The following is an 18,681-nucleotide window of genomic DNA, read 5'->3' on the forward strand; positions in this document are numbered from 1 at the left end:
AACACCCGGCGCGGCTCCGGCCTGTCTGCGTGAAAGAGGATCCCTGTGCTGGATGCGTTCCGTACTGCCCGCGATTCATTGCTCGATGCCGTCCGGGTCGCTCCCGGCTGGCTGACGACGTACTCGATGTTGCAACTGGTCCTGGCTGTGCTGCCGGGTGCTCAGGTCGTGCTGATCCGCGCGCTGGTCGACGGCGGCGGGAGCTGGGGGCCGCTGCTGGGGCTGACCGTCGTGGTTGGGGCGATGTATCCGCTGACCCAGGTTTCGAACGGCACCGGACAGCGAATGATGTTGCGTCTGAGACTCGACTATCGCGTCGAGCTTGCGCGCGTCGCGGCGCGGCTGAGTCCGAGCCGGCTGGCTGAGCCTGAGGTCGTCAGGGATCTGGAGGCTGGCCAGGCTGCGACCAATCCGATGAGCGACGTCGCGGGCAAGCCGGTGCAGGTGGTGAGCGCGGCCGTGACGTCGGTGCTGTTGTGCATCACGATCGCCTCGATCAACGTGCTCTCCGGACTTCTGGTGCTCGCCGCGTTGGTGCCGACCGTGCTCGCGTTCACGTTGATCTCGCGGATGGAGGCGACGTGGTGGCCGCGCGTCGGCGAGTACGAGCGTGCCGCTGCGTACGCGACCGAACAGCTGATCCAGCAGCGCTCGGGCACGGAGCTCGCAGTACTCGGGTCCGGGTGGAAGGTCGCCGACCTGATCGCCGACAGCCGGACGCGCGCGACGCTTGTCCTCGATCGGATGATCAGGACCGCGATGAATTTCGAGCTGGCGGCCGCGGTGGTCACCGTCATGCTCTTCGGCGGCGCACTGGTCGCGCTGGTCAGCGGTGGTGCGAACGGGGGAGCGGCCGCGGCGGCCGTCGCCGGCACGATCACCGGTCTCAACGCGATCCGTCAGTGCGGGTACGCGTTCGGAAGCATCGTTACCGCCGCCCCACAAGCCATGATCTACAGGCGTTTCGTCCGCAGCGTGCCGCCTGCCGCGCGACAGCTCGTCGTACCGCAGGTCGAGTCGGTCGCCCTCGAGCATGTCAGCTTCAGGTACGGCGACGTGCCCGTGCTCCGCGATGTCTGCATCGAGGCGCGCCGCGGCGAGCTCGTCGCCCTGGTCGGCGTGAACGGCGCGGGGAAGTCGACCGCGATCAACCTGCTCGTCGGCAGCCTGAGCCCGGCCTGCGGTCAGGTGCTGATCGACGGCAAGGATGCGGCGAACCTGAGCGAGGCGGACCGGCTGGGGTACTTCGGTCTGCTGGTCCAGGAATTCGGTCGGTTCGAGTTCACCCTCCGCGATGCTGTGGGGCTCGGGTCTCCGGAACCGGTGAGCGATCAAGCCGTGCGAACCGCCTTGGCCGGCACCTTTGCGGCGGGCCTTGCCCTCGACACGCAACTGGGTCAGCAGTGGGGCGGCTCGGGGATCTCTGGTGGCCAATGGCAACGACTTGCGCTGGCGCGGATCCGGCTGCGGAACGCCGGTGTCTGGATCCTCGACGAACCGACGTCGGCGATCGACGCGGAAGCGGAGCGCGAGATCTTCGCGGAGCTCCGGCGTACCAAGGAAGAACGCATCACGATCGTGGTCTCGCACCGCGCGTGGACGCTTCGTGAGATGGATCGCATCTACGTCATCGACGGCGGCACGGTGGTGCAGGAAGGAACCTACCCCGAACTGATGGCTCGGCAAACCGGGCGGTTCGCTCGGTTGTTCGCGGCACAGCGGGAGTGAGCGACCACTGCGTGCAGGCGTTCGAATACTCGGTGCAGTGGGGTACTGCGCATTTGTGAGCACATGGCCGAATTGCTGTGATCTCTCCTGTCATCTGATGACTCTGAGGGACTGATCTGATTAAGTGAGGGCTCGCTCCGCAAGGAACGGCTGGTCATCTGAGGTCTTGGCAAAGTAACGCCTACGTTACGCGCCGCCGCTTTGTGCCTGACAACGTTGACATGCGCAGTTTCGACCAGCCACCATGACGCTTGATCCGCCCGCCTAGCGGCCCTCCCGCCGAGGAAGTTGGTTTGACCGTGCGACGTCTGTCTGGGGTAGTGGGGGCGGCACTCGGCTTAGCGCTGGTGCTCGCCTCATGTGGGGACGGCAAGAGCAGCGATGGAGGCTCCGGCAGCGGAGGCGCGAAGAGCGAGGTGATCGCGATCGCCGCCGACCCGCTGGAGTACATCAACCCGCTGAACGAGAACGGCAGTCCGGGGATCCAGATCGCGATGGCGATGTTCGCCCCGCTGGTCACCACGGACCCGAACACCGGCAAGCTGCAGAACGTGATGGCCGACTCGGTCACGCCGGACAAGACCAGCCAGACCTGGACCATCAAGCTGAAGCCCGGCAACACCTTCCAGAACGGCCAGCCGGTCACCGCGAAGGACTACGTCGACAGCTGGAACATGACCGCCGAGGGCTCTAACGCGTGGAAGAACAACGGGTTCTTCTCCAAGGTCGACGGGTACGACGCGCTGAACCCGCCGACGGCCGACGGCGCGACGCCGAAGCCGACCGCGGTGAAGACGCTGAGCGGCCTGAAGCAGGTCGACAACCTGACCTTCACGGTGAAGCTGAAGGTGCCGTTCTCGCAGTTCGGCCTGACCCTGCAGTACCTCGGTCTGGCCCCGCTGCCGGAGGAGGTCCGGAAGAACCCGGACGCCTACAAGCGCAAGCCGATCGGCAACGGCCCGTACAAGCTGGCCGCCGACTGGAACGCCGGTGACGACATCAAGCTGGCCAAGTGGGACGGCTACAAGGCTTCGGCCGCGCCGGAGGCCGACTCGATCACGTACCGGTTCATCCCGAACGCGGACACGGCGTACAACGAGTTCCTGGCCGGCAACGTCGACTTCACCGACGTGCCGTCGACCAAGGTGAAGAGCTTCAAGACCGATGCGCCCGACCAGTGGGTGACCAGCGTCAGCTCCGGCGCGAACTACCTGGTGTTCCCGGCCTGGGACCCGCGGTACAAGAACCCGAAGCTGCGGCACGCGTTCTCGGAGGCGATCGACCGCAAGGCCTTCGCCGATCTCGTCGGCCTGTCCGACCCGGCCAAGGGTCTGATCGCGCCGGACATCAACGGCTACCGCCCCGACGCGTGCAAGTACTGCGACTTCGACGCGACCAAGGCGAAGGCGGACCTGGCTGCGGCCGGCGGCTTCTCCGGTGTGGTCAACATCAGCTACAGCACCACCTCCGCGACCGGGCAGATCTTCGCCGAGGCGATCGGCAACATGCTCCGGCAGAACCTCGGCCTGCAGGTGAAGTACACCGGCAAGCAGGGTTCGGAGATCACCGAGCTGGCCGACAGCCGCAAGCTGGACGGTCTGCGGTTCGGCGGCTGGGGTCACGACTACCCGTCGATCGAGGACTACCTGACGCCGATGTTCAAGTCCAACGGTGACGCGAACTTCGCCGGCTACAGCAACCCGGCGCTGGACGCCGTCCTGGCCAAGGGCGACGCCGAGCCGGACCAGGACAAGGCGATCAAGCTGTACCAGCAGGCCGAGGACATCGCGCTCGAGGACATGCCGCTGATCCCGCTGTACACCAAGTCGAACGCGTACCTGCACTCGGCCAAGATCGAGCCGCGCGTGTCGAAGTACGTCGGTGTCTCGGCGCTCTGGGCCACCTTCAAGTGAGCGCCGCCAAGTGATTCGTTTCGTCCTTCGCCGTGTGCTTGCGGCGATCCCGATCGGACTGGTCGTCACGCTGGGGGTCTACGCGCTCGTCTTCGCGATGCCCGGAGACCCCCTGCGGGAACTGGCCGGCGACAAGCCGATCCCGGCGGCCGTGCTGGCGGCCAAACGGGCCCAGTTCCACCTCGACGATCCCTTCATCGTCCAGTACCTGCTGAGCATGAAGGACATCCTCACCGGGCATTTCGGTACGACGTTCGCCGGGGCCGACATCGCCGATCAGCTCCGGCTGCGGATCCCGGTGACGCTCAAGCTGACACTGCTGGCGAACGCGTTCCAGTGGACGCTCGGGCTGTTCTTCGGCATCTACGCAGGTTTCAAGCGCAACGGCTGGGTGGACCGGTCGTTGCTGCTGACAACATTGGTGCTGCTGGCGGTCCCCGGGCTGGTGGCGTACTTCGCCGCGCAGTACCTGTTCGGGGTCGAGCTGAAGTGGTTCCCGGTGTCGGGTGTGCTCGAAGGCTTCCCGAGGTCGTACCTGCTGCCCGCACTGGTGATCGGCGTGCTCGGGTTCGCCGGGCTGGCCCGGCTGCTGCGAACGTCGATCGTTGAGACGGTCAACGCGGACTTCGTGAAGACCGCGCGGGCCAAGGGGCTGGGGGAGCAGCGGGTGCTGTGGCGGCACATCCTGCCGAACGCGCTGCTCCCGGTGATCACGTTCATCGGGCTCGACCTGGCCGGCATGTTCGGCGGCGCGATCATCACCGAGAGCATCTTCAACCTGCCAGGGCTCGGCCAGTTCATGTTCCAGGCGATCAAGCTGAAGGAGGGCGGGGTCGTGGTGCTGCTGTCGACCCTCGCCTTCATCTCGTTCATCGTGATCAACCTGCTGGTCGACGTGCTGTACGGCGTCGTGGATCCGAGGGTGCGCAATGTCTGACGTCCAACAGATCACCGCGGCCGTCGGCGCCGAGGCGCAGGAGCTCGGCGACGGCCGCACCCTGTCCAACCGCGAGTTGCTGTGGGCGCTGCTGCGCAAGCCGCAGTTCGTGCTGTGCAGCCTGCTGCTGCTGGCGTTCTTCACGATGGCGGCGGTGCCGAAGCTGTTCACGTCCGCCGATCCGCGGTTCTGCGAGCTCGCCAAGAGCCGGCAGGGCCGCGGCCCGGGGCATCCGTTCGGCTTCGACATCCAGGGCTGCGACTATTTCGCCAACGTCATCTACGGCGCCCGTCCGTCGGTGCTGGTCAGCATCTGCGCGAGCTTCGGCGTGTTCATCCTGGCCGGTTCGCTCGGTCTGCTGGCCGGATACTTCCCCGGTTTCGTCGACGGCCTGATCTCGCGGACGGCCGACGTACTGTTCTCGATCCCCGGCATCGTGGTGCTGATCGTGATCCTGAACTCCGTGCAGAACCGGAGCATCTGGATCATCGTCGGCGTCATTTTCCTGATCGGCTGGCCGGGCGGCATGCGGCTGATGCGCGCGACGGTGTTCTCGGTCCGCAACCGCGAGTACGTGCTGGCGGCCCGGTCGATCGGTGTGCCGCCGATCCGGATCCTGCGCAAACACGTGTTCCCGAACGCGATGGCGCCGCTGCTGGCGATGACTACGCTCGGCATCGGCGGCATGGTCGGACTGGAGGCCGCGCTGACCTTCCTCGGCGTCGGTCTGCAGCCCCCGTCGATCTCGTGGGGTTCGCAGTTCGGCGTGGCCGCGTCGTACCGCGACACGCCGCACCTGTTCATCTGGCCGGCGTTGTTCATCTCCACGATGACGATCTCGTTCATGATCATCGGCGACTCGATCCGGGACGCCCTCGACCCGAAGTTGCTGCGTTGACGTCCTCCCCGGCTCGAAGACAGGGATTCCAACTACTACGCGGAGGTAGCGCGTTGAGGTTCACGCTTCGGCGAGACCCGTACGGGCGTCTCTCGGCGTGCGCTGACGGCCCGTCCGGCCGCGATGTTGACGGCCGCGTTCACGTCCGCGTTGGCCCGATGTCCGCAGGCTACGCATCGGAAGACCGCTTGGCTCTCACGGTTCTCCGGCGCGCAATGCCTGCAGACGCTGCAGGTCTGCGATGTGTACGCAGGGTTGACTTGCTCGATGCGGCCGGCGGCCTTGTGTTGCAAACGACGTACCAGAAGCCCCCAGCCGTTGGAGAGGATTCCTCGGTTGAGCCCGGCTTTGGCGCGGCGACCGTTCGGCACGAAGGTACCCGGTCGTTCGGGATCATGTCTGGGTTGTGGTCGCTTGGTCATCTGGGTGATCCGCAAGTCTTCGACGCGGATGAGATCGAAGCGTCGAGCCAGGTCGGTGGTGGTCTTCTCCACCCAGTCCCTGCGACGGTCGCGAGCCCGAGCATGCAGTCTGGCGATCGCGGCTTTCACCTGCCGAGACCGCTGGGATCCGTGGCGGCATCGGGCAAGGCGGCGTTGCAGTTGCTTCAACCGTTCGAGCTCGCGTTCAGACAGTCCAGGACAGATCAGGAGCTCACCGCTGGACAGGGCGGCCGAGACGGCAACGCCGCGGTCGACGCCGATCACCTCGCCCGTGCCTGGTGCGGGGATCGGCTGCGGGATGACGGCGAACGCGATGTGGCAGCGACCTCCCCGATCGCATCTGATGCGGTAGGACTTGGCGTCAGGTACGGCCCGAGACAGCCTGAAGCGCACCCATCCGACCTTCGGGACGTTGACGGCGGCCCATTTCCTGTTGAGTTTGACAACGCGGGACGCTTGAAGGCCGACGATGCGGAAACCTTTGCACAGGCTTGCTTTGCGCCAGGTGGGTCGCCGGTGGGTACCGGAGTAGAAGTTCTTTGTGGCTTGGTCGAAGTCGCGCAGCGCTTGCTGTTGCACGGTCTGCGATCCGGCCCGCAGCCAGCAGAACGCAGCTCGTGCTTCGGTCAGTTGCCGCGCCTGATCGACGTACCCAGGTGTCGGCGGCCTGTCGCGCGTCCACATCGACCATTGTTCCAACGCCAAGTTCCACACGTACCGGGCATGCGCGCATTGCTCGAGCAACCCAGCGTTCTGCGCCGGGGTCGGGTACATCCGGAACCGGGACACGCCAATACCCAATCAGCATGCGCCGACATTTTTGCCCCGATCCCAGAAGGGAGGGAGCGGCGGTTTTTCCTTGCCCTGAATGGCGTGGTCCCGCTGCGACCAGGCCGATGACTACTGGCGAAGTACTGCTCAAGGTCGACGACCTGACCGTCGAGTTCGACACACCACGCGGTCCGGTGCGGGCCGTGGACGGCGTGTCGTGGCAGGTGCGTGCGGGCGAGACGCTGGCGATCCTCGGAGAGTCCGGGTCCGGCAAGAGCGTCTCGACCCAGGCTCTGACCGGCATCCTCGAGATGCCTCCCGGCCGGATCCTGAAAGGTACCGCCGAGTACCGCGGCGCCGACCTGATCCAGATGACGACCAAGGAACGGCGGCGGATCGTCGGGGACCGGATCACGATGGTGTTCCAGGACTCCCTGTCCGCGCTGAACCCGGTCCAATCGGTCGGGACCCAGATCGCCGAGTGCTATCGCGTGCACCGCGGGCTGTCCAAGCGGGATGCGCTCAAAAAAGCCGCGGAGATGCTCGACCAGGTACGGATCCCGGCCGCGGCCAAGCGGGTGAACGACTACCCGCACGAGTTCTCCGGCGGTATGCGCCAGCGCGTGATGCTGGCGATGGCCCTCGCGCTCGATCCCGACGTACTGATCGCCGACGAGCCGACCACCGCGCTCGACGTCACCGTGCAGGCGCAGATCCTCGAGCTGATCGCAGAGCTGCAGGCCGAGCGGCAGATGGGCGTCGTACTGATCACGCACGACCTCGGCGTGGTCGCGGACGTCGCGGACAACGTCGTCGTGATGTACGCCGGGCATGTCGTCGAGCGCGCCGCCACGGCAGAGGCGCTGGAGTATCCCGTTCACCCTTATACCGAAGGGCTTCTGGGCTCGATGCCGTCGGCCGACCTCAAGGGCCAGGAGCTGCCGACGATCCCCGGTACGCCGCCGTCGTTGCGGGCGATCCCGTCCGGATGTGCGTTCCGGACCCGGTGCCCGATCGCGATCGACGACTGCGCCGCCGAGGTGCCGCCGCTGCTCACGGTCGGGCCAGGACGCGACGCAGCCTGCATCCGCCGTACGACGCTCGCCGAGAAGGAGGCGGTGTAATGCCCGACGAGTTGCTGGTGGCTACTAATGTCGTGAAGCACTACGACATCAGCCCGGCGCTGAACTTCGGCGCCAAGACCCTGGTCCGCGCGGTCGACGGCGTCGACCTGACGCTCCGTAAGGGCGAGTCGCTCGGCATCGTCGGCGAGTCCGGCTGCGGGAAGTCCACGCTGGTCCGGCTGCTCGCCGCCCTGGAGAAGCCGACGGCGGGGCAGATCGAGTACAACGGCGTGGACGTCAGCAAGCTCAAGGGCCGCGAGTTGCGGCGCTGGCGGCGCAACGTCCAGGTGGTGTTCCAGGACCCGTACTCGAGCCTGAACCCGCGGATGCGCGTCGGCGAGATCGTCTGCGAGCCGTTCGAGGTACACCCGGACGTCGGCAAGGGCATCGACATCCGCGCGCGGGTCCGCGAGCTGCTCGAGCTGGTCGGTCTGCGGCCGGAGGACGAGACGAAGTTCCCGCACCAGTTCTCCGGCGGCCAGCGGCAGCGGATCGGGATCGCGCGCGCGATCGCGCTCAACCCCGACGTGCTGCTGTGTGACGAGCCGGTGTCGGCGCTCGACCTGTCGGTCCAGGCGCAGGTGGTGAACCTGTTGATGCGGCTGCAGCGTGAGCTCGGTCTCAGCATCATCTTCGTCGCCCACGACCTGTCCGTGGTCCGCCACGTCTCCGACCGGGTCGCGGTGATGTACCTCGGCAAGGTCGCGGAGCTGGGCGAGCACCAGCAGGTGTACGACGTACCCGCGCACCCGTACACGCAGGCGCTGCTGTCCGCGGAGCCCGGGCTGGCCCGCAAGGGCCGCGAGCGGATCGTACTGGCCGGTGACCCGCCGTCGCCGGTGATGCCTCCGTCCGGATGCCGGTTCCACACCCGCTGCCTGCGGGCCGAGGCCAGGTGCAGTACCGACGTACCCGAGCTGCGGGAGATCGCGTCCGGGCAGACCGTTTCGTGCCATTTCGCCGAGGACGCACAGAGCGCCTACTCCGCGGCGGGAGCAATAGCTGTTGAGTGATGGCCTAGGGTGGCGGCCGTGGGTGTTTCCTCGGCGAGCAGGCGAACGGCGCTGCTCGTAGGGGTGATCGTGGTCGCCGGCGGGCTGGCGGCGTGGTGGATCCTGACCGCGGGCCGGGCCGCCAACGAGGGCTTCGACATCACCGACGAGGGCTACTACCTGCTGTCGTACCGGTGGTGGGACAGCAATCCGCTGGCGCTGACCGGGGTGCAGTACCTGTACGGCCCGATCTTCGAATGGTTCGGGTACGACATCGAGCGGCTGCGGCTGTTCCGGCTGTTCACGGTGATCGTCGTCCATCTGCTCTTCGGGTACAGCTTCATGCGCTGGCTCCGCGGCCGGCGGCCGGGGATGCCGGCGACGAAGCTGTGGGAGCCGGCCGGGATGGCGATCATCCTGGCCGCGGGTGGGATGTGTTACGCCTGGCTGCCGCAATCGCCCGGGTACAACGACGTCGTCCTGCTCGGCGCGCTGACGTTGGTGTCCTGTGTGCTGTGGATGGCGACGGCGGTCGACCGCGGTAATCCGGTGCCGGTCTGGATGCCGGGCGTGGCCGGCCTGGTGATCGGCCTGATGGTGCTGGCGAAGTGGACCTCGGTCGTGGTGATCGGGCTGATCGTGATCGCCGCGGTGGTCGTGCTGGCCGGTCAGGGGTGGTGGTCCGTTGCCCGAGGCATCGGTCTCGCCCTGGGTGGGGTCGCGGTGGTGGCGCTCGTCGTCCAGCTGTTCGTGGTCCGGCTCGACGTCGCGGTGCCGGGCATCCTGACCGTCAACAAGTTCATCGCGGGTACGTCGTACTCGCCGACCGAGCTGCTGCAGTTCTACTGGTCCAGCGGCATCAGACTGCTCGGCCGGACCCTCCGCGATCACGGTCTTCTGCTGCTCGCGACCGCACTCACCGTGATCGCCCGCTGGCGCTGGCTCCGGATCGCCGCCGCGGTCCTCGCTATGCTCGCCTTGATCCTGTCCGCACGACGAGTTGTCGTCGACGGCGCCGCCATCGGCGGATCGCGGCACACCGCGACGTACGCCGTGACGCTGCTGGCCGCCGTACTCGTCGCCGTGGTCGCCGCCGCCGGTGCCGTCATCGCTCACCGGTTCGGCCTGACGGAATGCTCGCGGCTGAGCCGGGAGAACGCGCGCACGTGGGTGATCCTCGGTGTCCTCGTGCTGCTGCCGCTGGTGCAGGCGTTCGGGACGAACACCGCGCTGTACACGATCGGGTTCAATGCGTTCGCCGCCTGGGCCGCGGTGATGATCGCAGTACTGACCGGGATCTGGGCCACTCCGATCGTGGCGCGCGTGACGCTCGGACTCGTCCTGGTGGGATCGCTGGTCGCGACCGCCTCGATCGCCTACACCGGATTGTTCCGGTATCCGTACCGTTCGGCCGGGCACTCCCAGCTGACCGCGCCGTCGAAGCTGCCCGCCTTGAAGGGGCTGTACCTTTCGCCGGCCGCCGCGGAGAACTACAGCAAGCTGGCCGACGCACTGCGGCCCTACACCGAGCCCGGCGGCCGGCCGATGCTGGCGTTCGACAAGATGGCCGGCCTGGTGCTGATCCTCGGCGGCAAGCCCCTCGGCGAGGCGTGGATCGCGCCGGCTGAGCGGGCCCGGACCGCGGCAGGCATCGAGGAGGTCTGCCGGAAGGGCCACCCCGAGCGGGCTCCGCTGATCCTTCTGAACCGGCAGATCTCGGATTCGGAGATCACCGCGCTGCAGTCGTGCGGGCTCGACTTCCAGGCCGACTACCAGCAGCTTGCCCCGGCCCAGCAGACGATGGGGCTGCAGGTCTGGGTGCCCAAGGCCGAGCGGGGCGCCCGGTCCCGAGGATGAGATCCTGTTGCCCACAAATCCACGGAGTCGCACAGCCGGACAGGAAGGGTACGCATGATCAAGGTCGGTGTGCTGGGGGCCAAAGGCAGGATGGGCGCTCAGACGTGCCTCGCGGTCGAGGAGGCCGCCGACTGTGAGCTGGTCGCGCGGCTCGACCAGGGCGACGAGCTCGAGGAGCTGACCAAGGCCGGCGCCGAGGTGGTCGTCGACTTCACCCGGCCCGAGGTCGTGATGGACAACCTCGCCTGGTGCATCGAGCACGGCATCAACGCGGTCGTCGGGACCACCGGATTCGACGAGGAGCGGCTGGCCACGCTGCGTTCGCAGCTCGCCGCCAGCCCGTCCACCGGCGTACTGATCGCGCCGAACTTCTCGATCGGCGCTGTGCTGATGATGCAGTTCGCCGCGAAGGCAGCGCCGTACTACGAATCGGTCGAGATCGTCGAGCTGCACCACCCCGACAAGGTCGACGCCCCGTCCGGCACGGCACGCCGTACGGCGGAGCTCATCGCGGAGGCGCGTCGTGAGGCGGGGTCCAAGCCGATCCCGGACGCGACCACGACCGCCCTCGACGGTGCCCGCGGCGCGGACGTCGACGGGATCCGGGTGCACGGCGTCCGGCTCCGCGGCCTGATCGCGCACCAGGAGGTCCTGCTCGGCGACGAGGGGGAGACCCTGACGATCCGCCACGACTCGATGGCCCGTACGTCGTTCATGGCCGGCGTCCTCCTCGGCGTACGCCGCATCGGCAGCACCCCCGGCCTGACCGTCGGCCTCGAACACTTCATGGATCTGTCGTAGATGAGCGCCAAGCGGACGGCGATCGTGCTCGCGGTCGTTTTCGTCGCGTACGCGGTCCTGCTTGGCTGGCGCGGTGTGCTGCTGATCGGGACCGGTGATCCGGTCGCGATCGTGCTGGGGATCGCCGTTCTCGTCATCCCGGTGCTCGGTGCGTATCTGGTGTGGCGGGAGCTGCAGTTCGGCCGGCAGACCGAAGTACTGGCGCGCGAGCTGGAGGCGTCGGGTGGTTTACCGGTCGACGATCTGCCGCGCCGGCCGTCCGGGCGGATCGATCGGGCGGCCGCGGACGAGGCGTTCGGGAAGTACAAGGCCGAGGCGGAAGCAGCCCCCGACGACTGGCGCGTCTGGTTCCGGTTGTCGACGGCGTACGACGCGGCGGGGGACCGGAAGCGGGCCCGCGCGACCATGCGGGCCGCGATCTCCCAGCACGACAGGACCTCGTGAGTTACTTGGGAGTTCAGGGTGAAGGACCCGAGAACACTGACAACGCGGGGCTGAACGGGATACCTTCGTGAAGGTACGTGGCAGCCGCCACGTAAAGGTCGGAGACTGGGTGGGGCCGTCCTGTGCCATCAGAAGGGTCTCGCCGCGGCTCGGACGACGTGCAGGGGGCCGGATTCGGTGGCCTGTTGCGTCGGCACCGGCGTGAAGCCGGGCTGTCGCAGGAGGCGCTGGCCGAACGAGCCGGACTGAGCGTCGACGCGATCGCGGCGTTGGAGCGTGGCCGGCGGCGGGCGCCGCGGGCGCACACGTTGCGCCTGCTCGCTGACGCGCTGCGACTCGGCGATCCCGACCGGTCCCGGCTCACCGCGGCCGCCCGCAAAGAGGCGGACACCACTCGCACGCCGATGCGGCAGCCGCCGGCGCCGGCGAACGAACTGATCGGGCGCACGACCGAGCTGACAGCGACGAGTCGCCTGCTGGGGCAGCGAATCACGCGTTTGCTTACGTTGACGGGGCCTGGCGGCGTCGGCAAGACGAGACTGACGCTGGCCCTGGCGAACGAGGTCGCCGACAGTTTCCAGGACGGCGTCTGCTGGGTGCAGCTCGCCGCGCTCACCGACCCGGCCGGCGTCGTACCGGCGGTCGCCGCGTCCGCCGGCCTGCACCCGCTGGAGAGCACGCGACTGGTCGAGGAGATCGCCGAGCAGATCGGCCGGAGCGCCATGCTGCTGGTCTTCGACAACTGCTCGCACGTGGTGGCGACAGTCGGCCAGATCAGCGCTGCGCTGCTGGAGTACTGCCCGAACCTGTCTATCCTCGCGTCGAGCCGCGAGCTCCTACGACTCCCCGGCGAGAGCGTGTACGTCGTACCGGCGCTGTCGCTGCCGCATGACGAGGACCAGCTGGAGACCTCGCAGGCCGTCCGGCTCTTCGTCGAGCGGGCGACCGCGCGCGGCTACGACACGACCGGCCAGCTCGACCAGATCGCCCGCGTCGTACGGCGACTCGAGGGCATGCCGCTGGCGATCGAGCTGGCCGCCGCGCGGACGAACGTGATGACGATCGAGGAGCTGGCTTCCGAACTCGAAACATCGTTCGGCATCCTGGCCGGCGGTTCGCGGACCGCGTCTCCACGCCAGCAGTCGATGCACGGCGCGATCGAGTGGAGCTATGCCCTTCTCACTCCGGCCGAGCGGGACGTGTTCGCGCAGCTGTCGGTCTTCGTCGGCGGGTGGACGCTGAACGCGGCCGCGACGGTCATGTCCGGGCAGGCGCATCCCGGTCCCTTGGAGCGAGCCGAAGCGCTCGACCTCACCGGACGGCTGGTCGACAAGTCCTTGATCCGAGTCACCCGGCGGCGTGGCGTCACGCGGTACTACATGCTCGCGGTGATCCGGGAGTTCGCGGCCGACCGGCTCATGGCCGCGGGCCGGACGGATGAGGCAGCCGAGCGGCACGCCCAGTTCTACATCAGCCTGGCCGAAGAGGCTGAAGGACATCTGCGCGGTCCCGCGCAGGAGGAATGGCTCGACCGGCTGGAGAACGAGCTGGACAACCTGCGGGCCGCGATGGCGTGGGCACTGCGGACGAGCTCGCCCGCTCCCGCACTGCGGTTGTCCGCCGGGCTGTGGCTGTTCTGCTCGATGCACGGCCACTACGCCGAGGGCGCCCGCTGGCTGGAGCGAGCGTTGGCGCTCGGAGACTCGTTGCCGGCTGACCTCATGGCTGAGCTGGCCCCGGCCTGCGCGAAGGCAAATCTCGGCGCTGGGACGCTGGCCTTCCTCCAGTGCGAGTACGACGCCGCGACCGACCGCCTGCAGACCGCCCTGCGTCAGTACAAGGAGCTGAACGACGCCGCCGGTACTGCGCTGGTGCTGCAGCGTCTCGGTGGAGTTGCTCGCGAACGCGGGGACTACGGCGCCGCGGAGGATCTGCACTGCGAGAGCTACGACCTGTACGAGAGTATCGGCGACCGCGCCGGGATGGCCTGGGCGCACAACCACCTCGGCTTCGTGGCCTGGCTGCGCGGCGACCTGGACATCGGCGGGCGCCGGTGCCGGCGAGCCCGCGACGCCTTCCGGATCGTCGGCGACGGCGAGGGGCTGGCCTGGTCGCTGATCAGCCTCGGCGCGATCGCGCAGTACGGCGGTGAGCTGGTCGAGGCGGAGGATCTGTTGCAGGAGAGTCTCGCGCTGTCGCAGCGGCTCGGGTACCGCGAGGGCGTGGCCTGGTCGCTGAACCAGCTCGGCATCATCGAGCGGCGTCGCGGCTACACCGAGCGCGCCGTACACCTGCTGGACGAGAGCCTCGCCGAGCATCGCGACCTGGGCGATCGGTGGCGGTCGGCCAGTGTGCTCGAGGAACTCGCGGCGGTCGCGCAACAGCGCGAGCGGAGCGAGTACGCCGCGTTCCTGCTCGGTGCCGCTGACGGGGTGCGGGAGGTCATCCGCGCGCCCGTGCCGGTGATCGAGAAGGCTGACTACGAGGCCACGCGAGCCGCGGTCGAAGCGGCGCTGGAACGGCGGGCCTTCCGGGCCGCCTGGTCGGCCGGCCGGGCCGTTCCGCTGGCCGCGGTGGCCGACGGCTACCCGCCCCCCGGCGGCGCCGCGGCCGACTCACCGACCCTGACCTGAACCCTGACCTGAACATGCCTCGCGAGGCACCACGACCTGGGGGATCGACGGTACCCCGCGAGGGATCTGGAGGCGCGGGCGCGCGTTTCGTGACCCGGCCGGCTGTGCCTTCTGTCTGACCCCCCAGGCAGTCCCCCCACCTCACAGCCGGCCGAAGCCACGTCCGCGATGGTCACCCGTCATCGAGCCCTCCCAGTCGACGACCGGTTCCTCCGCGCTGACTCAAGGTTGCCGTTATCACGCTCTGTCGCACAGGGACGTAACCCTGACATCGCCCTGACAAATATGTCCTGACAACGAAAGCAGCGGCCGGAATTCGCCGGTGGTGATCGGAATCTGCCCGTGAGTAGGCGAATTCCGGCCGTCTTCGAGCGCCCGGTCGAATGATCGTCAGTGCAGATAGCCGGAGACAGCTTTTGTGAATCCGGCGATCCTTCGTAACGGAGTTTCCTTGCTGTAGCCGGTGCCGGCTTCGTCGAGGCCGGGCATCAGCTTGTCCGGTGCCGGGATGCCTTCGCCGGCGCAGCTGACGTCCTTGGCCGGCGCCTTCCCCGTGGTCAGGAACGTGTTGACGATCCTGTCCGCGCAACGGTTCACGCCGCCGTACACACCGTGGTCGCCTTCGTTCGTGACGGTCAGCAATCGCGAACCGGCGTACCTGCTATGGGCCGAGACGGCGAGACCGTAACTGGTGGCCGGGTCGTGCACCGACTGCACCATCAGCGTTGTGGGCAAGCCGTTGCCGGTCGGCGTCGGCATGGTGAGGTTCGGGCGGTTCCAGTAGAAGCACGGGTTCTCGGTCATCGTCCAGCCGATCAGCGGGAAGTGCGGACCGAGGCGCGCGGCCAGCTGTGCGCCGGTCTCCGGGCCTTGCGGCCATGCGGTGTCGTTACAGGTGATCGCGTTGAAGGTCGCATCCTCGGAGTCGACCATGCCGAACGTGCCGAACGTCCCGAACGTGCGCAGCCCGACCGGTGCACGGTTCGCCCGCTGCACGAGCTGCTGCTGGCGGGCCAGTGACAAGCCGTCGACCTGGCGCTGCGCGGCCTGCGGGCCACCTTTTGCCTGGGCCGCGGAAAGGTCGCGGATAAATGCCATATCGACCGCGAGAGAATAGAAGTCGAGCTTTGTATACATATCGTTGGACACCATCATGTCCAACGCGTTCTGGTCGTACCTCACCTGAACCGCCGCGTCCAGGAACTCCTCGACCGCGGGCCGCTCCTTGAGCGCCCGCCGCAAGCGTTCGTAGGTCCGGATGACTCCAGCGGGTGACGAACCGAGGTGCAGCTGGTCGTCGTACTTCGCGGCCCACGGCGCGAAGTCCTCGCGGAACCGGCGCTCGAACGCCTGCGGCTGGCTGACGAACGTGTCGAACCAGGTCTTGGTGAAGTCCGTGTTCGAGTCGAGCACGAAGCGGCCGACGTGGTCGGGGAAATAGGTCTGGTAGTACGCCCCGAGCCAGGTGCCGCCGGAGTACCCGACATAGTCGATCTTGTCGAAGCCGAGCAGTTGCCGGATCAGGTCCATGTCCTGCACGGTCTGCGCGGTGGTGATGTAGGGGAGGAGCCCGCGGGACTGGCGGTCGCAGTACGGCTTGACCATGGCCGAGGCCTCGGAGATCAGGGCCTGGTTCGCGGGGTCCCGGTCGCGGGGGTCCATCGTGTACCCGGGGCTGCCGTCGCAGCTGACGTTGGTGCTGCCGCCGGTGCCTCGCGGGTCGAAGCCGACGGTGAGATGGTCCTTGGCCAGCGGCGCCTGGCTCGCGAGGTACGGCGCCATGCCGAGGCCGGCGCCGCCCGGTCCGCCCGGGTTGCCGAACACCACGCGGCTCGGCTTGCCCTTGGCGGGCGCGACCTTGCTGACCGCGATCTGGAGGTCGTTCCCGGAGTACTGGTTGGCCCAGTCGCGCGGCACGGTGATCTTCGCGCAGTACGTGCGGAACTCGGCTTCGCCGCACTGGATCCAGTCGGGTCTCTGCTCGAGGTACTTGTTCGCCACCCGATGCGGCTTGTCGACGACGGTCGCCGTCTGCATCGAAGCGGTGGCCCCGGACCCCGGTACGACGAGAACGGCAGCAGCGGAAATGCCCAGGCCGACGGCCAGGGTCAGGTACTTCATGCAGCACTCCAGCGGATGGCGTTACGTGATCGGACCGTGACAACCTGTCATGTCCACGCCACCCGGTCGAGCACCACCCCCGGCTCGTCGCCGATCGAGCGACTGCTACGCGTCTCCTGGATCGGTGTGCAGCCGGATCTGCTTGATGCGGACCGACTCGTCGCCGTACAGGTCCAGCTCGCGGTGGGCGCCGTCCGGAGCCCAGCCGGCCTCGGTGTAGAAGGCCCTGAGGACGTCATCGGTGGAGTTGACCCAGACGGTCAGCCGGCTGAATCCGTCGGCGCGGATCGTGTCGACGACGGCGTTCAGCAACCGGGAGCCGTGACCCGCCCGGGTCGCGTCCGGCTGTACTGCGAGTTCGGCGATCACGGCGTCCCGCTGCGGGTCGGCGTCCGGGTCGTCCGACGGCGTGATGGCCGCGAAGCCGACCAGCGTACGGCCGGCCAGCGCGACCATCACCCGGTTCCGGGCCTCGCCCGGCGCGAGTAGCGCGGCCCGCCACTGGGCCGCGAACTGCGCCGGGTTGAGGTCGGCCAGTACGTCGGCCGGCAGGAGTCCGGCGTACGCCGACCGCCAGGCCGCGACCTGGATCTCGCCGATCTCGTTCGCCTCCGCCGGCAACGCGAGCCGCACGCTCGACTCGGCCACCGGGTTCTCACCGGCCTGTCCGGAGAGATCGGAGAGGTTGGCGGGTTCCGGTACGCCGAAGTCACTCATGTCCCTCATCCTCGCAAGTCAGTACACGACCCGCCGCAGCAGGGTCTCGGCCGGCCCGCGGTAGGAACGCCTGCTCATCGCGTAGGCGCCGACGACGGAGATGATCCAGACCCCGATCGCGACGAGCGCCGCGGTGTACGCCGTACTCCCGAACCGGAGGTCCAGCGTGAAGGGTGCGAGCAGAACCATCCACGAGACCGACTGGAACAGGTAGCCCGACAGCGACCGCTGACCGAGTGCGGAGATCGCGCGGACCGGCAGGGAAAGCTTGTTGATCCGGGCCACGATCAGCCCGAAGAGGGCGACGTACCCGGGTCCGCCGAACACCCCGCTGACGTGAGACAGGTAGCTGAGTGCGCCGACGGCGGACTCGTCGACGTGCAGCCAGCCGGCGCCGACGAATGCCAACGGCAGTCCGCCGAGGACGGTGAGGCCGAGACCGACCGAGGCAACCGAGACCAGCAAGGGCTTGTGGGCGGACGGGTTCTCGAGGATCTGCTTGCGGGCGGCCCAGATACCCAGCCAGACGATGACGATGAAGCCCAGGACACTGGCGAAGTGCATCGGATACTCGTGCAGCCGGTCGATCATGCTCGCGAGGTACGACGTCGCGGCCAGCGAGGGGTTCGGCTCGTTGGTCAGCGGGTGCGCTGGACCAGAACTGTTGACGACGGCAAGCACGCCCCGGGCCGCGAAGACGACGACCTCGACCGCCACGAACGCCCAGATGCCAAGGACGATCCGGTGGAACTTGTCGCCGCGATTCAGCAGGAACAGCGTGCAGATGATCCCGACGACGCCGTACGCGCCGAGGAAGTCACCGAAGTACAGCAGGGTCGCGTGCAGCAGGCCGAAGGCGACCAGCCAGCCGTTGCGCTTGAGCAGGATCCGCCGTACTGCGCCTGGGGTCGCGCCGGACGTCCGCTGCCGACGGGCGAGCTGGACCAGGCCGTAGCCGAACATCACCGCGAAGACCGGGTACGCGCGGGCGTCGACGAAGGTGAGCTTGAGGAAGTTCAGCATGCGCTCGAAGCCGTGCGGCGTGCTCTCCACGCCGGGCTGGCCGGCGAAGGCGAAGTTCGCACTGTTGGCCAGGCCGATCAGCAGCAGCATCGCGCCGCGGATCAGGTCGGGGGCGAGGGCACGTTCCTTGCCGGTGACCGGTCCGCGATGATCGACGGCCGGTGCGAGCGTTGTGGTAGCCACGAAGGATCTCCAAAACTGTTTAGGTCTTGAACTGTTACTTCGATCCTCCCGGCCGCCGGCCGCCGTACCCAGCGTCCTGAATCCACTCCCGCGGTG

14 protein-coding genes are annotated in these 18,681 nt (G+C 67.9%); 10 read left to right on the forward strand and 4 right to left on the reverse strand.

Annotated features, from left to right (window positions below; all coding sequences use genetic code 11):
• Window positions 1-45 precede the first annotated feature (45 nt).
• The 4 genes from AB0J62_RS11500 to AB0J62_RS11515 all read left to right on the forward strand — a co-directional run bounded on the left by AB0J62_RS11500 (window position 46) and on the right by AB0J62_RS11515 (window position 5,476).
• Window positions 46-1,728, forward strand: coding sequence for an ABC transporter ATP-binding protein (locus AB0J62_RS11500; RefSeq protein ID WP_363867592.1), 1,683 nt, complete (start codon window positions 46-48; stop codon window positions 1,726-1,728).
• A gap of 299 nt (window positions 1,729-2,027) precedes the next feature.
• The gene (locus AB0J62_RS11505; protein ID WP_363867595.1) at window positions 2,028-3,641 is read left to right on the forward strand and encodes an ABC transporter substrate-binding protein; all 1,614 of its coding nucleotides are present in this window, start codon (window positions 2,028-2,030) and stop codon (window positions 3,639-3,641) included.
• 10 nt (window positions 3,642-3,651) lie between these two features.
• The gene (locus AB0J62_RS11510) at window positions 3,652-4,578 is read left to right on the forward strand and encodes an ABC transporter permease (protein WP_130446612.1); all 927 of its coding nucleotides are present in this window, start codon (window positions 3,652-3,654) and stop codon (window positions 4,576-4,578) included.
• On the forward strand, window positions 4,571-5,476 hold the full coding sequence (locus AB0J62_RS11515) for an ABC transporter permease (RefSeq protein WP_363867599.1): 906 nt from the start codon (window positions 4,571-4,573) through the stop codon (window positions 5,474-5,476). The genes AB0J62_RS11510 and AB0J62_RS11515 overlap by 8 nt, the downstream gene beginning before the upstream one ends.
• A 35-nt stretch (window positions 5,477-5,511) precedes the next feature.
• Here AB0J62_RS11515 and AB0J62_RS11520 read toward each other — a convergent pair whose 3' ends face one another.
• Window positions 5,512-6,693, reverse strand: coding sequence for a transposase (locus AB0J62_RS11520; protein WP_363867602.1), 1,182 nt, complete (start codon window positions 6,691-6,693; stop codon window positions 5,512-5,514).
• A 122-nt stretch (window positions 6,694-6,815) separates the two neighbouring features.
• On the opposite strand from AB0J62_RS11520, the gene AB0J62_RS11525 reads away from it, so the two are divergent.
• From AB0J62_RS11525 to AB0J62_RS11550, 6 genes are all read left to right on the forward strand, one after another.
• Window positions 6,816-7,814: an ABC transporter ATP-binding protein gene (locus tag AB0J62_RS11525; RefSeq protein WP_363867605.1), complete on the forward strand. Its 999-nt coding sequence runs from the start codon at window positions 6,816-6,818 to the stop codon at window positions 7,812-7,814.
• Window positions 7,814-8,827 carry a dipeptide ABC transporter ATP-binding protein gene (locus tag AB0J62_RS11530; protein WP_363867608.1) on the forward strand — a complete coding sequence of 338 codons (1,014 nt, stop codon included), beginning with the start codon at window positions 7,814-7,816 and terminating at the stop codon, window positions 8,825-8,827. The genes AB0J62_RS11525 and AB0J62_RS11530 overlap by 1 nt, the downstream gene beginning before the upstream one ends.
• An 18-nt stretch (window positions 8,828-8,845) precedes the next feature.
• On the forward strand, window positions 8,846-10,663 hold the full coding sequence (locus tag AB0J62_RS11535; RefSeq protein ID WP_363867611.1) for a hypothetical protein: 1,818 nt from the start codon (window positions 8,846-8,848) through the stop codon (window positions 10,661-10,663).
• A 54-nt stretch (window positions 10,664-10,717) separates the two neighbouring features.
• Window positions 10,718-11,464 carry a 4-hydroxy-tetrahydrodipicolinate reductase gene (gene dapB / locus AB0J62_RS11540; protein ID WP_363867614.1) on the forward strand — a complete coding sequence of 249 codons (747 nt, stop codon included), beginning with the start codon at window positions 10,718-10,720 and terminating at the stop codon, window positions 11,462-11,464.
• Complete coding sequence (locus AB0J62_RS11545) at window positions 11,465-11,908, forward strand: hypothetical protein (protein ID WP_363867617.1); 444 nt, start codon at window positions 11,465-11,467, stop codon at window positions 11,906-11,908. It abuts the gene before it with no gap.
• Window positions 11,909-12,030: 122 nt separating this feature from the next.
• Window positions 12,031-14,541, forward strand: a complete 2,511-nt coding sequence (locus tag AB0J62_RS11550; protein ID WP_363867620.1) for a tetratricopeptide repeat protein — start codon at window positions 12,031-12,033, stop codon at window positions 14,539-14,541.
• 390 nt (window positions 14,542-14,931) lie between these two features.
• Here the strand turns inward: AB0J62_RS11550 and AB0J62_RS11555 are convergent, their stop codons facing one another.
• The 3 genes from AB0J62_RS11555 to AB0J62_RS11565 form a co-directional block, all read right to left on the reverse strand.
• A complete protein-coding gene (locus tag AB0J62_RS11555) occupies window positions 14,932-16,662 on the reverse strand; it encodes an alpha/beta fold hydrolase (protein WP_363867623.1) in 1,731 nt (576 codons plus the stop codon).
• Window positions 16,663-16,767: 105 nt separating this feature from the next.
• Window positions 16,768-17,379, reverse strand: coding sequence for a GNAT family N-acetyltransferase (locus tag AB0J62_RS11560; protein WP_363867626.1), 612 nt, complete (start codon window positions 17,377-17,379; stop codon window positions 16,768-16,770).
• 18 nt (window positions 17,380-17,397) lie between these two features.
• On the reverse strand, window positions 17,398-18,585 hold the full coding sequence (locus AB0J62_RS11565) for a DUF418 domain-containing protein (RefSeq protein ID WP_363867629.1): 1,188 nt from the start codon (window positions 18,583-18,585) through the stop codon (window positions 17,398-17,400).
• Window positions 18,586-18,681: the final 96 nt, after the last annotated feature.

The sequence above is a fragment of the Kribbella sp. NPDC049584 genome, assembly GCF_040675555.1.
Taxonomy (GTDB): domain Bacteria; phylum Actinomycetota; class Actinomycetes; order Propionibacteriales; family Kribbellaceae; genus Kribbella.

Coding starts and splice junctions, on each gene's coding strand:
- AB0J62_RS11515 (WP_363867599.1), top strand. CDS start 4,571: ATGTCTGACGTCCAACAGATCACCGCGGCCGTCGGCGCCGAGGCGCAG.
- AB0J62_RS11520 (WP_363867602.1), bottom strand. CDS start 6,693: ATGTACCCGACCCCGGCGCAGAACGCTGGGTTGCTCGAGCAATGCGCG.
- AB0J62_RS11525 (WP_363867605.1), top strand. CDS start 6,816: ATGACTACTGGCGAAGTACTGCTCAAGGTCGACGACCTGACCGTCGAG.
- AB0J62_RS11530 (WP_363867608.1), top strand. CDS start 7,814: ATGCCCGACGAGTTGCTGGTGGCTACTAATGTCGTGAAGCACTACGAC.
- dapB (WP_363867614.1), top strand. CDS start 10,718: ATGATCAAGGTCGGTGTGCTGGGGGCCAAAGGCAGGATGGGCGCTCAG.
- AB0J62_RS11545 (WP_363867617.1), top strand. CDS start 11,465: ATGAGCGCCAAGCGGACGGCGATCGTGCTCGCGGTCGTTTTCGTCGCG.
- AB0J62_RS11555 (WP_363867623.1), bottom strand. CDS start 16,662: ATGAAGTACCTGACCCTGGCCGTCGGCCTGGGCATTTCCGCTGCTGCC.
- AB0J62_RS11560 (WP_363867626.1), bottom strand. CDS start 17,379: ATGAGTGACTTCGGCGTACCGGAACCCGCCAACCTCTCCGATCTCTCC.